General features: G+C 49.9%; 11 protein-coding genes and 1 pseudogene. 5 read left to right on the top strand and 7 right to left on the bottom strand.

Features of this window, described 5'->3' with window-relative positions; all coding sequences use genetic code 11:
• Positions 1-92 precede the first annotated feature (92 nt).
• From M5B43_RS01710 to M5B43_RS01700, 3 genes and pseudogenes are all read left to right on the top strand, one after another.
• Positions 93-933: pseudogene (locus M5B43_RS01710) on the top strand (magnesium chelatase domain-containing protein); the annotation flags it as partial.
• A gap of 999 nt (positions 934-1932) precedes the next feature.
• Positions 1933-2094, top strand: a complete 162-nt coding sequence (locus M5B43_RS01705; RefSeq protein ID WP_248748498.1) for a hypothetical protein — start codon at positions 1933-1935, stop codon at positions 2092-2094.
• A complete protein-coding gene (locus M5B43_RS01700) occupies positions 2078-2845 on the top strand; it encodes a reverse transcriptase domain-containing protein (protein WP_248748497.1) in 768 nt (255 codons plus the stop codon). Before M5B43_RS01705 ends, M5B43_RS01700 begins: the two co-directional genes overlap by 17 nt.
• A 465-nt stretch (positions 2846-3310) precedes the next feature.
• Here M5B43_RS01700 and M5B43_RS01695 read toward each other — a convergent pair whose 3' ends face one another.
• From M5B43_RS01695 to M5B43_RS01665, 7 genes are all read right to left on the bottom strand, one after another.
• Complete coding sequence (locus M5B43_RS01695) at positions 3311-4306, bottom strand: TIR domain-containing protein (protein WP_248748496.1); 996 nt, start codon at positions 4304-4306, stop codon at positions 3311-3313.
• A 298-nt stretch (positions 4307-4604) separates the two neighbouring features.
• Complete coding sequence (locus M5B43_RS01690) at positions 4605-5777, bottom strand: S8 family serine peptidase (RefSeq protein WP_283099309.1); 1173 nt, start codon at positions 5775-5777, stop codon at positions 4605-4607.
• Positions 5778-5788: 11 nt separating this feature from the next.
• Positions 5789-6781: a caspase family protein gene (locus tag M5B43_RS01685; protein ID WP_248748495.1), complete on the bottom strand. Its 993-nt coding sequence runs from the start codon at positions 6779-6781 to the stop codon at positions 5789-5791.
• Positions 6778-7167: a TIR domain-containing protein gene (locus tag M5B43_RS01680; RefSeq protein ID WP_248748494.1), complete on the bottom strand. Its 390-nt coding sequence runs from the start codon at positions 7165-7167 to the stop codon at positions 6778-6780. The genes M5B43_RS01685 and M5B43_RS01680 overlap by 4 nt, the downstream gene beginning before the upstream one ends.
• Before the next feature lie 36 nt (positions 7168-7203).
• A complete protein-coding gene (locus tag M5B43_RS01675; protein ID WP_248748493.1) occupies positions 7204-7692 on the bottom strand; it encodes a toll/interleukin-1 receptor domain-containing protein in 489 nt (162 codons plus the stop codon).
• A gap of 28 nt (positions 7693-7720) precedes the next feature.
• Entirely contained in the window at positions 7721-9937 is a 2217-nt protein-coding gene (locus M5B43_RS01670; protein WP_248748492.1) for a S8 family peptidase, read from the bottom strand.
• The gene (locus tag M5B43_RS01665; RefSeq protein ID WP_248748491.1) at positions 9934-11109 is read right to left on the bottom strand and encodes an ATP-binding protein; all 1176 of its coding nucleotides are present in this window, start codon (positions 11107-11109) and stop codon (positions 9934-9936) included. Before M5B43_RS01665 ends, M5B43_RS01670 begins: the two co-directional genes overlap by 4 nt.
• A 605-nt stretch (positions 11110-11714) precedes the next feature.
• Between M5B43_RS01665 and M5B43_RS01660 the strand changes: the two genes are divergently transcribed.
• Both M5B43_RS01660 and M5B43_RS01655 read left to right on the top strand, forming a co-directional pair.
• A complete protein-coding gene (locus tag M5B43_RS01660; RefSeq protein WP_248748535.1) occupies positions 11715-13367 on the top strand; it encodes a hypothetical protein in 1653 nt (550 codons plus the stop codon).
• Between the two features lie 92 nt (positions 13368-13459).
• Positions 13460-13678 carry a hypothetical protein gene (locus M5B43_RS01655; RefSeq protein WP_248748490.1) on the top strand — a complete coding sequence of 73 codons (219 nt, stop codon included), beginning with the start codon at positions 13460-13462 and terminating at the stop codon, positions 13676-13678.
• Positions 13679-13756 lie beyond the last annotated feature (78 nt).

The raw sequence follows: 13756 nt of genomic DNA, 5'->3' as shown, positions 1-13756 counted from the left end.
ACGTTCTGTAAAACCTCCCCCATCTCGCTCTTCCCTACCTCGTCTACCCTTGAAAAACCGCAGGAAGCGGCCCTCTCTCTCAAGGAACGAGCATGTCCCTCGCCATCGTCCACAGCCGTGCCCAGGTCGGCGTCGAAGCCCCTGCCGTCACCGTCGAAGTGCATATGGCCAATGGTCTGCCATCCCTCACCTTGGTGGGTTTGCCGGAAACTGCCGTCAAGGAAAGCAAGGACCGCGTGCGCAGCGCCATTCTCAACTCGGCGCTGCAATATCCGTCCCGCCGTATCACCCTCAACCTCGCGCCCGCCGACCTGCCCAAGGACGGCGGGCGTTTTGATTTGGCGATTGCCTTGGGGATTCTGGCGGCCAGCACGCAGGTGCCGGCGTTGATGCTCGATGACGTGGAGTGTTTGGGAGAGTTGGCGCTGTCCGGCGAGGTACGCGCGGTGAAAGGTGTGTTGCCAGCCGCGCTGGCGGCGCGCAAGGCCGGGCGCACCGTGATAGTGCCGAGGGCCAATGCCGAGGAAGCGTGCCTGGCGTCAGGGTTGAAGGTAATTGCGGTGGACCACTTGCTACAGGTGGTAGCGCATCTGGCAGGTACCGATCGAGCCGTATAAATCCGATGGCTTGTTATATCTGAACAAACCCTACCCGGACCTGAGCGAAGTACAGGGCCAGCTCGCCGCCAAGCGCGCATTGCTGATCGCGGCAGCGGGCGCGCATAACCTGTTGCTCAGCGGGCCGCCAGGCACCGGCAAGACCTTGCTCGCCAGCCGTCTGCCGGGGCTGTTGCCGCCGCTGAACGAGCATGAGGCCCTGGAAGTCGCGGCGATTCAGTCGGTGGTCAGCCTGGCACCACTGAGCCATTGGCCGCACCGGCCGTTTCGCCAACCGCACCATTCGGCGTCGGGGCCGGCACTGGTGGGCGGCGGGTGTAGGCTTTCGAATTAAATGAGAAACTTTTGAAATATATGCGACTGATGATATTGGCCGCTTGCGGAAGCTAAATAGCATATTCAGCCTAGACAGGAACCCGACGCTTCCATCAATGGGTGATGCCTTGGGCATCGTTTCCGTTGGGGCCGATCTGTCACGTTTACCGGTGAAAGGGTGGTTATTATTGTTTTTGGATACGGGAATCGACAAAGCTCACCCAGTCATCCGTGTGGTACGCTCAGAACATTGCCCGATTCACGAGGCTACCCAATGAGTAGGTTTCACCAGTCAGATAGCAGCTTTACCGAGATCATTGAAGGCAAGGCTCGTCGACGCGAAGAACTAATTAAAGCTATCCGAGAGGCGGACCCGGCTGTCTTCGCTGAAGTAACTGAGCGCCTCAGAGAGACTATGCGTAATAGAGATCCAAGCCAGCGACGTCGCCGGCTAGGCCCACTGTTGTAGCAGTTCCGGAGCCTTACCAGTTGCTCTTCCAGCAGCCAATCGCAGGGCGTTTCACAAGCGCAACTGCACCAGCTTCCGTTCGTTGATGCCCCCCTGACTCCGGTTGCTTCCGGGGACTACATCTAGGCCAGACACGCCCTCTAAATCGTCTCTAGCTTCCTAACCGAAACTTAGCCTTGCTGACTGGCAGGTTCTGCAGCCCAGCACGGAGACAGCTCTCGGCCAACAAATAAGAGCGCTTCGTGAAGGGCAGAGATCGATACATCGCGGCCATTTTTGGCCTCTAGAAAATTACCATCAACTCACAGGGCTATGAGCCAGAACTTTACGACGTTGCGGCTTTTCGACGTGAGGTGTTAGGATCCAATCTTCCTGGCGACAGGCTGCCCCGCAGCGTGTCCCTCATCGCGTCACTATGTGATCTCTGGGTTATCCGATATGACTCCTTTTCGTCTCATCGGTCTCCTCGTTGGTTGTAAAGCCATGCGCTTAGCGCTCGGTCAGCCAGGAATTTAGATGAGGTACGTAATCATGAAGAAATCTGATTACAGCCAAGCTCAGAAGCGTATTGAGTTTGCTACCAAGATCTTCACTTTGGCTACGGTCATTTTGAAGTTCGTGGATGCAGCTCTCCCGCTCTTGAGCGTGGCTTTTAACTATTCTGAGCCTATACCTGATGCAGAACTCTCATAAATGGCTCAGCAGATTTCGACTAAAATCTAACACTTGGGTGTATGTTCCGACTTTAGAAACTTTAAATGAAGGAAAACTTCTCAAGAAAATCATTGAATTCAGATGGCTCCCTCCAGCCAACTACTATCACTTGAAAAGTGGTGGACATGTTGATGCTGTCAAATACCACCTTAACGGAAAATTTTTCGTTCATGTCGATGTAAAAAAATTTTTTAATAGCATAAATCGAAGCCGTATAACTCGCGAATTAAAACCATACTTCGGATACGAAAAATCAAGAGCTATAGCTATGGAGTCAACTGTTTCGATACCGCTTGACTCAGGGCAGATTTTCGCGCTGCCATTTGGTTTTGTTCAGTCAACAATTATAGCGTCGCTATGTTTTCGAAAGAGCTCTCTTGGAAACACTATTGACATGCTGAACAAGGCTGAAGGTGTAAGGGCAAGTGTCTATGTTGATGATATTATCATATCTACTCAATGCTTCGAAAAGGCAGAGGCTGCCCTCTTGATGATCCAGAAAAGTGCAGCGCGGTCTGGATTTTCTTTAAATGAAGAAAAAACTCAAGGCCCATCCCACTCAATTACTGCATTCAATATAGACCTGCAATACCAATTTATGAAAATAACTGACTGGCGATTCAGTGAGCTTTTGTCAAGCTATAAAGATGCCTCAAGTGATAAGCAAAAAAGTGGGATATGGGGATACGTTAACTCGATAAGTCCTGCGCAAGCGTCTACGTTAGTGTAGATTTATATTCCCCACTTTAGCTTTGCTGAGTTTCCTCCCAAATTCGTAGAGTGCTTTTAACTAATGCTCTTGGCCGCCCGCCGCCTGTCGTGACCGCCAGAAACTGACCCGATGCAGCCGGTCAAGACAGACTACTAACGCACAAGCTGCCCTTCATAAGTGCTACTTTCACGCCCTGTAGGCGGCACCTCTACGGTCTCTGCGATTCGGGCCAGATCTTTATAAACTCTTCAGAAACAACAAAATGCTAGACCTTCTTCGCTTAGTAATTTTGCGTTGATAGATGGAAAAGCTGGAAATCCAACTGCCAAGCTATTCCAATCCATGTCTATTCAGAGTGATGCGTCTACAAAAAAAAGCGTTCAAACCCTAATTTCAGGTGGCTTAAGCGCCTTTTGCCACAAATATCTCAGAACAACCGATGAAGCGCTTTCTAAATTATGCGCCGATGGTAACCGTCCGTCATTAATCATAACGCGGCCGGACAAACTGTATCAAAGATGTCCTTCCCTGAATATAAATAATACGGACCTCCATAACTACGCCATTAGAGTCCTCAAGTTCAAATGGTTCATCAACCTTGAAATCGGCTGGCTGATTCTTGCCGCTATCAATCGCAATATTGTCCGCATACAGGTATGTTCTGTTGCCTGTGTCAAGTATAGGATTAAGCCGACCCTCAAGCCCAGGTATGTATCCAGTGCTATGACAAATTACTGATCCTGTGTTTTCAGTAGCTGCAAGGGTTACCTGAATGTCTTCAGCTGGATCCCAGGATGCGATCAAGGCGGCAGGAAAGTCGGGGTGTGCCACAAGCAGCTGATACTGACGGCGGGTGGGAATACTTAGTATGACTTTTCCGTTGGCGTCTGTTTGCCCGCTCTTTGTAGTATTGTTGTCTGCAATGGCCACAACAGTAGCCGAGGCTACAGTAGCGCCGGTGGAGGAGATCACCGATACGCTGGGTATCAGAGGGTCAAAGCGTGGGATTGTTGTAGTCGCAAAGAGCGCTTTGCGGATCGACCCAGAAGGCACTGTTCCACCATTGTTGATAAGCTTCTTATGGATCACTTCAACAAATTTTTCTGGAGAACGCTCGATAAGTGAGATGTAACCGGTGGTCGGCAGAATACCGGATATCTCCGTATCATCGAAGCGGGCCGGAAGTATGTATTCCTGGCTTTCTTGGAAAGCCCTAGCCTGCATGGCTGTGCGCTCATGGCTCGTCCACAGTTTCTTGGCATAATGCTTTGATACGAACATGATCGTATACATAGCCTTGTTCATGTAAATGTCAGATAAATAGTCGTAGAGGTTCTTACCCCAGAGGTTATCCTCTTCAAATTTATCGTAAAAAACCTTTACTCCGGAGTCTCGCAAAAGGTTTGCTACTTGGTCTACATAACCACGATCCTCTCCCGCAAATGAGAGAGCGATATCAAACTCACGTTGATCCGACATGTTCTAATCCTTTATGAACTGCTGCGTGTAGGCGGCGATCTCCAACGACACCGCACAGGGTATATCATTTGATTTGAAAGCTAATAATAGGCCACTACCTGCAGAGTGGGCGAGCCAAAAGGCCCGCACATTGACGGGCTTTGGCGTTATCGAGATTCTTTCCTACCGGTTCACATCGTAAGCAGCGGCGCGAGCCCGATCGGCAAGACCTACTTCACCATCTGCTGATTGGTCGCCAAATGGTTTCCGACAACCACCTCAACCTGGCCGGCGCCGCTTAAAAGCTCGGCTCCAATTACTACGCCGGAGATGTAACCAATCCAAAACCGAAATCACTTCGGTCAAACTGAACTGAAAACAATTTGCGTGCAGTAGATGTCAGCTGAGAAAAAACGGCAGTTGAAGTTACTGGAGCCCCCTCCTTCACAGCATACTCCCACCATAGTGCTGCGACGCCCGCAACATGAGGACAAGCCATGCTGGTTCCATTAAGCGAATGCAGTGTCCCTCCTGGCCAGGCCGATAGTATATCTACGCCAGGCGCGGAAATGTGAGCGAGGCTATTAGAGAAGTCCGCAATACCAAACTCTTCACCTAGCTGATGTGCTGCTGCTACTGAAATCACCCCGTCGGCTGCAGCAGGTACCGAAGCTGAAATTCTATATTCACTACGTAAATCTCGGCGACTTTCGTTTCCTGCAGCAGCGATGACAACTGGAGAGCCACGGAAAGCACCTTCAGCCTTAAACATTGCCATCAGCGCATCAAACATACGCAAATTTCCACGATAGGCTTCAAGTGCTTCGGAGGTAGCCAAATCTACCGGCCAACCCGCATCCACTTTACGTTGTACAGTTCCTGGAAAATCGAAGCCTAAGGACATCGAAATGATATCCGCCCGCTCCCGCAAAGCCCACTGAAGCGCCTGAAAAATCATTTCAGAACTTCCCCCACCATCGTCATCCAAAACTTTTCCAATCAGCGCTTTTTTTACGCCGCGCGCGATTCCGATCCGTTGGCCATTCACATCCCGGCCAAAGATTGTTCCTGCGCAGTGCGTACCATGCCCATTAGCGTCATGGTTACCGGTCCCGGAAAAGTCTTGCTGATTCAAATCTACTCCAGCGAAGGCTGGATGAGCCGCATCAATCCCCGTATCCAAAACAGCGACCGTTACGCCGTCACCGGTATACGGAGTAGAGTCCGCTCTAACTGCAGCAATTCCCCAAGCATCGCCCGTAAAGGTGGCTTGACTACTTAGCGGTTTGATCAAGCGAGTAGCAATTATAGGTGCTGCAGACTTCACTCGTGGATCTTGGCGAAGATCCGCGACAGCATGCGCGGGAACGCTTTCGATTTCTATTTTCAGCTGAGGTTTCGCACTGCTGATCGCCCGTGCCCCGATCATAGCGCCTCTCGTGAGCTGATGCGTTGCAGGTGCGACGTCTCTTAGTACAACGTACTTTTCCATGACATTACTCTCTAGATCCGTTTCATTTCAGCCAATTTTCTGTAGTGCGCTCCGAGAGCAGTAAGCTTGCAGCCTTTCGAGTCAATTGCCGCATAGTACATGTGTTCCGCACCATCAGGGACTACTAGACCATGGCGATTGAGGAGCTGTAATTCTTTAAACACTCGAACATTATCTTCATTAACCGGAAGCGCCCTAAACTCTTCAGGAATGTTATTCCGATCAGGCTCAAACGTCGGATTAAGAGAGAAAATACTAGATCTGTCAGGGAATAATTTTGGCAACCGCCTTAAAGTCTCGTCGGGAATTTTGCTGGATACTTTCCTTAAGGTTATAAAATTCTGGACATTCGCCTTATAAATTGGACGCTGTTCCCATGAACCGAGCGTCTGATCTACATAAGAATAAATAGATGCAGGTGTAATATTTCCTCGAATATCGGCGCATCCACCAGAAAGTCCATCGACCAATAAATCAGTAAATACTCCGCCATACTGCCCTTCCATCGCAGCTTCGTCGCGATGGCAGGCAGTTAAAATAGTGACGCCCGTACCGATCTCAGCCGTACCTTTCGCGCCAACTCTATCTGGCTCACCGAGTTTCCCCGAATGACAGCAGTCTAATATGATAACACTTGACTTAATTTTAGGATAAGCCGCATTTGCTAGGGCTAGCACTTCCGAAAGAGAAACCCCCCAACCTGGCTTTTTCCCATCTTGACTAACCAAATGACCATGGTTGGTGGTTTCGTCAATAATCCCATGTCCTGCAAAATACAAAACTGCAGTCTCTGCGTCACCCGAAAAAAGCTTCTTCATTGATTCAAGCATTAATTCATATGTAACATCACACTCACTACTAAGAAGCTCTATGACACTAAAGTTAGGATCACCATTTCCGTGACTATCAAGTAATTTAGACACGGACACAGCATCTTTAACGCATCCTTTAAGTGGATATTCGGAATAATCATCGATACCAATAATCAGAGCTTTTTTAGTCATCTGGCACCTCCGATCAAACTTTTCAAGTTCGGCCAAGTCCACTTATATATCTGATCTGAGAGCTTAGCTGCCAGTGGTTTAACACAGTTTTTGTCGGAATACCCCCACAAGAGAAAATAAGGCACCCCCTCTTCTTGGGCTATTTTGATTTCGGCGCTGACACCTGTAGCTGAGTTCGTATGCACTCCACAAATTACGCATACAACATCAACGGCTCTAATTCTCTGACGAGCTTTGTCCTGCCAATTTTTGTCTATATGTTCTTTTATTGACCAGTCTGCAAGCTTAAACGGACTATCTGGGTTTTTTGCCTGACCAACCAAAAGCATTTTGAGAACATCGTCATGATCATAATCAAAGCTTATAAAAACTCGAGTTGTTGTCATGCCCTCTCCCTAGCATAGTTTTTAAAGCTAAAATAATTACTGCCCCAACTTAGTACGCAGCGAACGATAAAATTGTTTTGTTCCACTACGGTTTGCACTGGCTGTAACAGAGTCCAGTGTGCCGTACTTCTCGAAGCTTTCAGTAATGATCATTTCAGATACCGTCGACGCATACTTATCTAGATCACTATAGCTCTTTAAATAGGGCCACTTCATCAGGTATTCAGGCAACACGACATTGGTGCCAAATGTGGCAAGCGGATAGTCCTTTTCCGTAGCAACGCCAATTTCCCATGGCACCCACCATGAAGCCTTTGTCGCATCAGACACGATCGCCAGAAGATGAGTACACCGATTGAGCTCCGATCGGACGTGCTCAGCAATTTCCTCCCCCCTTTTAAGGTTCGGATCAATAACATCAAGATAGCACTCAATATTGTGCTTCTGCTTTAGATGCGACTGAACAGCAATCGCCGAGTTAGAATCTTGCTGTTGATGCGAAATAAAAATCTTTGCCCTAGACATTACTTACAAGCTCCTTGTTATAAAAAAATCAAACCCTGATTGGGATTGAGACTTGCGGTTGAATTGGCGTAAGTATTCTCGCGTAGGCACTCAAAATGTCAGCATACAGATCTGGATGTTTCGGCGCTTCAACCGTGATAATCAACGCGTATCTGATTTTCTTCGCGTGATCAGCAGCCCCGCCCCCCTCACGAGCGTTGTAATGGATATCAAACGCGGGCTCATCCAAACTTGTACCTCGCATTCTACTTTGATCATGCAGTACCGTTTCCCACTTACCGGAATCCGAACGAAGCTCTGCCTCCGTCGCAAACTTCTTTTTCTTGAAAAAAGACTTAGGCTCCGCATTGGCCTTACCTTCCTTGACCCTTCCTTCATTTGGCCGAAAGGTCACCTCCAACCCTGCCCGCGTGTATGAAGCAGAGTCTTGGGGGTCCGTTGCGCTCGCAAAAGTGAAGGTAGCTTTAACGTTCACCATTCCTGTTAGCCCGCCAACCGGTAGAGGCAATGGTGCTCGTAAGTATTTTCCAGGTTTCAATTCCCCCTGATACACAATCCTAGCGACGCCCGACGGACATGCAATGATCGCCATCAACTCTTCAGGAACTTTACCCCAGCCAACTTCAGCAGTTTCATGACCATTTGTGTCCGCAGCATGAATCAGAAGGGCTTTGATAGCGAGAGGTGAAAGACCCGCACCTAGTACGGCTCGAACTCCAACCGCGCTTCGAAGAACATTAGGTGCAGCGAAGCTTGTCCCTTGAAGCGGTACTAGCTCGGACTGTACGCCTGGGACTAACGCGTGAAAATACTCTTTACTTGAACCACCGAAAGCCATGAGATCCGGTTTGATGAATCCTGGACTTCGCCCTGGGCCCTTGGCACTGTAGCGGGCTCTCCGCCAAGTTGCATCAGAACTGTTTGTAGCTCCCACTGCAACTGCATTAACGGAGTCCGCAGGCACCTGAACTCTGTCATAACGTAGAAAGGCGTCTCGAAGTCCGTTGTTTCCAACCGCGACGGTCATGAAGGTTTCACCATCGCTCAGCAACTCATCTATTACAGAAGTCCAAGTGTGAACCTCGGTGTCCTCCATTGGGACATCTGGGCCAATACTGAGGTTGATAAACTCATACTGGCGCGAGAGCAAAACCTCTTCCACATGCCCCAAAGTACGATAAAGGACTAGAGGATCTTCACTGTTCGCACCATCATCCAATACACGTAAATGATCCACATAGGAATAGGGCCGCTCAGCCATCTCCTCTGGTTGAATGGCCCCAAATAAAAAAGCAGATGTCGCAGCTAACCCGTGCTCAGGCCCATCGAGATCATCAGAAGAATATGGATCCAAAACCCGATAATTTCTTACCCAGCGCCCAACGGGGTGAACCTTAGGTAGTCCGCCATCCAAAATGGCTACCCGGGGATCAGAAGACAAAGGATCTTGAGCGGGAAGAGAGCACTCAATAGCAGGTCCACTACGCCGAACACTCGGCAAAAGTCCTCGCATCTTCGGCACAGGCCGAACGACCCGTACAAATACAAATCTCGATAAGCTGAGGACCTTCTCTTGAGCTCCCTCGACCGGTACGAACCACAACGTACCTGCCTGAAAGCTCAGATCCTGATGAATTTTAACGCCGAGCTCTGCAGCGAATTCAGTAAAGGCCTGCTGAATGAAATTGCTCCCATCATCGGCCAGTAGGTGAATTCCGACCTCATAAAAACGATCTTTCTCAGTACCCGCGTCAGCGACTCGTTGCGATGGCTCAAAAACTCCAATTTGCTCAATGCGACGTAGATCCAAGGCCTCATCAGACTCCGAGTCGACATCGAGCATCCAATCACTTAACGAGCGAAAGGCCTGACGCTTGCCGGCTACGAATATTTCTGTTGTGGAACATTCTCTTGGATCGCCCTTACGTTTCCATCCATCCGGACGAATTGTCACCCTACGGCTGCCTATCGATTTAAGACCGACGGCACGAAACAAATCGGAAGGAAAAAATGAACGCGCAATGTAGCTTGGATTGAGTACAAACCTTGCGACACCGAAGTCATTTGGACAAGCGCCTTTAGGCAACGCATCTAGAGCTACAGCCGTATCGCGAGCCTGGTCAAATAAGCGATCTTGCGATTGCTTGAGGGTGTAAACCTCAGATTTGTCTGGATTTCGGCGCGGCCCCTTGATGTCATGAGTCAACAACTCGCCTCGGCCTATTAAAAAGTTAGTTTGAGTCATGCATCCTTTCTCGCCCTTGATGACCGCCCACTAACTATCCGTGTACTCGGTCTGTGTTTTCGAATGGTATCGCGACTGACACCCGTGATTTCGCTGACACGCCGCTGAGAAAGTCCAGTATGGCCGTCGAGCAAAACCGCAAAGTCAATCTGAGCCTGTCGATCAAGAGAAGCACATTTCGCCCTCACAAGATCTTCAATTAGGCTTTCAGCACTCCCTCCTCCGACTACAAGGCCCCTTCGCATTCGTCGCAATAGCCTTTCAATATCACTAAACGATTCACCTTGGAAAGAGTACGAAAGAACTTCTAGCCATTCTTTAAACAGATCGAGATCCGGCCCCAGAAAACGCTGGATCGCTGCGTCGACCGCGCCTGCTTCAGGAGCGCCGAATTCGATGACAAGGTCGAATCGCCGCCATAACGCAGGATCAATGAGCTCTGGGTGATTGGTGGCTGCAAGCAAAAGCCCAGTTGCTGGCCATTCATCCACCTCTTGGAGAATTACCGTTACCAACCGTTTCAGCTCACCGATGTCGCTGTCGTCACTACGGCGCTTTGCAATCGCATCCAGCTCATCAAGTAAGAGCACGCATGGGGTTCGCTTGGCATAATCAAGTGCATTACGCAGATTTGAGCCGCTTCGTCCCAAAAGACTACTCATGACAGCAGACAGATCCAAAACATACAGTGGGACACCAAGCTGTGCTGCCATCCAACGCGCTGTAATCGTCTTTCCTACACCTGGTGCACCAACGAAAACAGCCGACTTGGTTGGATCCAAACCTCGCGCAGCAAGCTCTTCAATCTGTTTTCGTTCATTGAGGATTTGCTCCAACGCTCGCTCGATGTCTTTAGAAAGCAAAGGCTTTGGAAGAGATTCGGTCTCGACAAAGCGCTTCAAAAGAGCGAGTTGCGAATCGTCATCAACTGGTAAAGCGCTGCGGCCCGTCTCTGCACTCTCGCGTGTTCGTCGCATTGCGGTCGGCGCAGCCTTGGGAGCGTTAGTTTTCAGGAACCCGGCCAACTCCTGCGCCAGGCTGGGTTCAGTACCTCGATACTGTCGCACCAACCTGGCTACGAAGAGACGAATGTCTTCACTCTTCTCTTCCAGTGCAAGACGAACGACCTGGGCTAAATCAAACTTAAATTTCTCGCATTCGTCCACAGACATCGCAAACCGCCGTATTTAAAGGGTTGAAAGCATTAAAAACATGGACTACATCCTATCATAAAATGAGAATCTCGCCCTAACGACTGCTGAACGGCACGAATTCCTCTATAGCTAAAGCTTTAGCCCTACGACTAACGGGCCCTCAGACCTCATAAATTTTTGGATGGCGAGGAGGAGGAGCAGCTTGAAACAGGATAACTGTATATATATACATATTTCTTTAAAATTTACCCCAATTTCATCACCACCACCCATCGCGACAGCATCAATTACAGATGCCCAGCCCCACGTTTGTGGCCTCCATGGATGAGTTGACTGCTACTGTTGATTTGAAGAGCCTCCCGACGTAACGCTGGCGCCAATTTTCATCGCGCGAAACAAAACGACTAGATACACTGGCGCCGCAAAGTGATGTCAAAAAAGTGGCACGCCGGCGCTATCGATGAGGCGCGGAATGGGTTGAGCTGCAAGTCAGGAGAGAATGGTCAGTGACCGGAGCAGTTACGCGTTGCAATTTTGCCTACCGAAGGCCAGACCTCAGGAATCCTGATAGCAAAACCCAAAACTGGGTAGGCGACTACATCGTCTGGTGGTATGGCCCCGTGATGCGTAATAACAGGGCGATGTCTATCCCTCTTGCGGCCGTACTGTTCCGCGAACTGAAGGATAACGTCCCTGGTGAATTTAAGGTGGCCCACGTTCCCTTCACCAGCCTCCCCCATTACCGAGTCGGCACAATCTGGCGCAATGGCCACTGCATCTCAGACACCAAGCTTGCCACCGCAAGGCTCGCGGTAAACTTCAGCACAGAAAAACGGCGGATTACTTCACGCAGAGAGCTCATCGCCGCAGATCAAGGAAAACTCTTCGCAGATGAGGAGTATCCGTTACTCAGGGAAAACGAAGATGCCTGCAAGCTTCTCGACTTCTCGTTAGATGATGATAAAAACCTATTGATCCCCTGCACAGAGTACTTCGTACGTGCCTATGCCAGAAACATGGAAATCTGCAGGACGCTTGCGAATTTACGTTGGGACGATGTTTTTAACGTTCTTTATCAAAACCCGAAAGCAGAGCGTAATCTGCCCGTTTGGCTAGTTCGCCCAGACCCGAGAATGCGCTTCTTCGACGCAGTGTTCCTGGCTCATATTCTCTACGACCCGCACACGGCTAGCGTTGTAAAAAGGGTGAATTCGCAATTCATGTCCCAAGCACCAGGCAAGCCCATGCTCCTCAAATGCGAACCATGGTTCGAAGGTCATGGTGAGATCCTCGGTCGGGGCAAATGGCTGAATGGCGGGAAAACTTTTTTGTGCTTGGATCTGATGGGAACAAGCATGCCCAAAGGTCCTGAAGTTGAATTTCAAAAACTGAAGTTCGACAGCAGCGAAGGCGTGGATGGACTGGGAAGAATCGTGCTGCCGCGCCCGATCAAAAGCGCTGCCCTTGAGGAGTTCCTCCAAGAGCGTTCCACGATTGAGCCCGATAGGCATGCCGAAATCTATGAGGCCAAAGCCGCGCCGTTCAAAGTGCTTGGCGAAAAACGGCCAGTGAAGAAATCAAAATCTGTCGTGAAAGCCAATAAAAGTCCACTTGGCCCAGCACCACCTAAGGCAGATGGAGTTTCTGCAGGTACTGGCACCGGAAGTGGAAAGAACGTCGGCAAGCTTGAGACCGTATCGGATGCAGAGCATGAGACAGCACCTGACGTGGCGCTGGAAACTCAAGGCTTTTTTATGGACATCTGGAATGCACTCAAATCAATCGCTGCTGACAATCCGGAAAAGATCCTACGCGTTGACTGGTACACGCCCCTCGCACGGTTCAGCAGTAAGCCGCCACTCGGTGTCGTTGAGCTCGTGGTCGAAAACGAAGAGGAGCTTCCATCAGATGTTCGCTCCTGGCTGTATCTCGACCGAAGCGCCGGACTGCGGCGGGGAATATTGATCGTCCGCATCAAGACGACCAAGGGCAATTTCTTTTGCTTCGAGGTTCAGCGAAAGGACGGGAAAGAAGGTGAAATCCCTCCGGGATCTGCAGGGCTGTTGATGACGTTCAGCGGAAATGAAGAGGCATTCAAGCATTTCGTCAACGAGCTATGCCGAAGGATTCCCGGCTACAGAGGGGTATTCAGCAAACTCAAGAAGCTGTACCCAGAAGAATACGTCACCTTTAACCATGGCAAACATGACAAGGAAATTCTTTATCGGAACATCCTCATCAACAAATTTGGTGAGCTTGATCTAGCGCTTGTCTAATCTTGGAGCTCTACCGACTCCCTAGAGAAGCGCCCCGCTGTAGCCGGCGAGATGAACTAGGCTTCCAGAAGCTCTTTCCAAGGACGACCATCATGACTGACTACTCAGATTGCAAGATCGCCACGGCTGATGCTCTGACACTGCTCCTGCACAACCAGCACGCCCTAGGCGCGGCGATCGAAGAAATCACCAAGTGGCTTTCTGAGAATGATGTAGAGAGTGTTGCAGCCAATGCAGTGGGAGCTATGGAAACCCTGGATGTAAATTCAAAAGCGATTGCGGACGCGATCATGCAACTACGGCAGTGCTAGATAACTACCCCGGACTCTGGAGTCATAGATGACTTACCGCGACGGGACACTCTCCGCAGGCCGCGGCCGCGCTGCATG

The organism is Pseudomonas sp. MWU15-20650 (assembly GCF_023242475.1).
Taxonomy (GTDB): domain Bacteria; phylum Pseudomonadota; class Gammaproteobacteria; order Pseudomonadales; family Pseudomonadaceae; genus Aquipseudomonas.
Note: the sequence above shows the minus strand (reverse complement) of the source record. Positions and strands in the feature narration are given on the sequence as shown.

Excerpts from the sequence above, each read along its gene's own strand:
- M5B43_RS01665 (WP_248748491.1), bottom strand. The coding sequence starts at position 11,109 with ATGTCTGTGGACGAATGCGAGAAATTTAAGTTTGATTTAGCCCAGGTC.
- M5B43_RS01675 (WP_248748493.1), bottom strand. The coding sequence starts at position 7,692 with ATGTCTAGGGCAAAGATTTTTATTTCGCATCAACAGCAAGATTCTAAC.
- M5B43_RS01705 (WP_248748498.1), top strand. The coding sequence starts at position 1,933 with ATGAAGAAATCTGATTACAGCCAAGCTCAGAAGCGTATTGAGTTTGCT.
- M5B43_RS01695 (WP_248748496.1), bottom strand. The coding sequence starts at position 4,306 with ATGTCGGATCAACGTGAGTTTGATATCGCTCTCTCATTTGCGGGAGAG.
- M5B43_RS01680 (WP_248748494.1), bottom strand. The coding sequence starts at position 7,167 with ATGACAACAACTCGAGTTTTTATAAGCTTTGATTATGATCATGACGAT.
- M5B43_RS01700 (WP_248748497.1), top strand. The coding sequence starts at position 2,078 with ATGCAGAACTCTCATAAATGGCTCAGCAGATTTCGACTAAAATCTAAC.
- M5B43_RS01685 (WP_248748495.1), bottom strand. The coding sequence starts at position 6,781 with ATGACTAAAAAAGCTCTGATTATTGGTATCGATGATTATTCCGAATAT.
- M5B43_RS01655 (WP_248748490.1), top strand. The coding sequence starts at position 13,460 with ATGACTGACTACTCAGATTGCAAGATCGCCACGGCTGATGCTCTGACA.
- M5B43_RS01660 (WP_248748535.1), top strand. The coding sequence starts at position 11,715 with ATGCGTAATAACAGGGCGATGTCTATCCCTCTTGCGGCCGTACTGTTC.
- M5B43_RS01670 (WP_248748492.1), bottom strand. The coding sequence starts at position 9,937 with ATGACTCAAACTAACTTTTTAATAGGCCGAGGCGAGTTGTTGACTCAT.
- M5B43_RS01690 (WP_283099309.1), bottom strand. The coding sequence starts at position 5,777 with ATGGAAAAGTACGTTGTACTAAGAGACGTCGCACCTGCAACGCATCAG.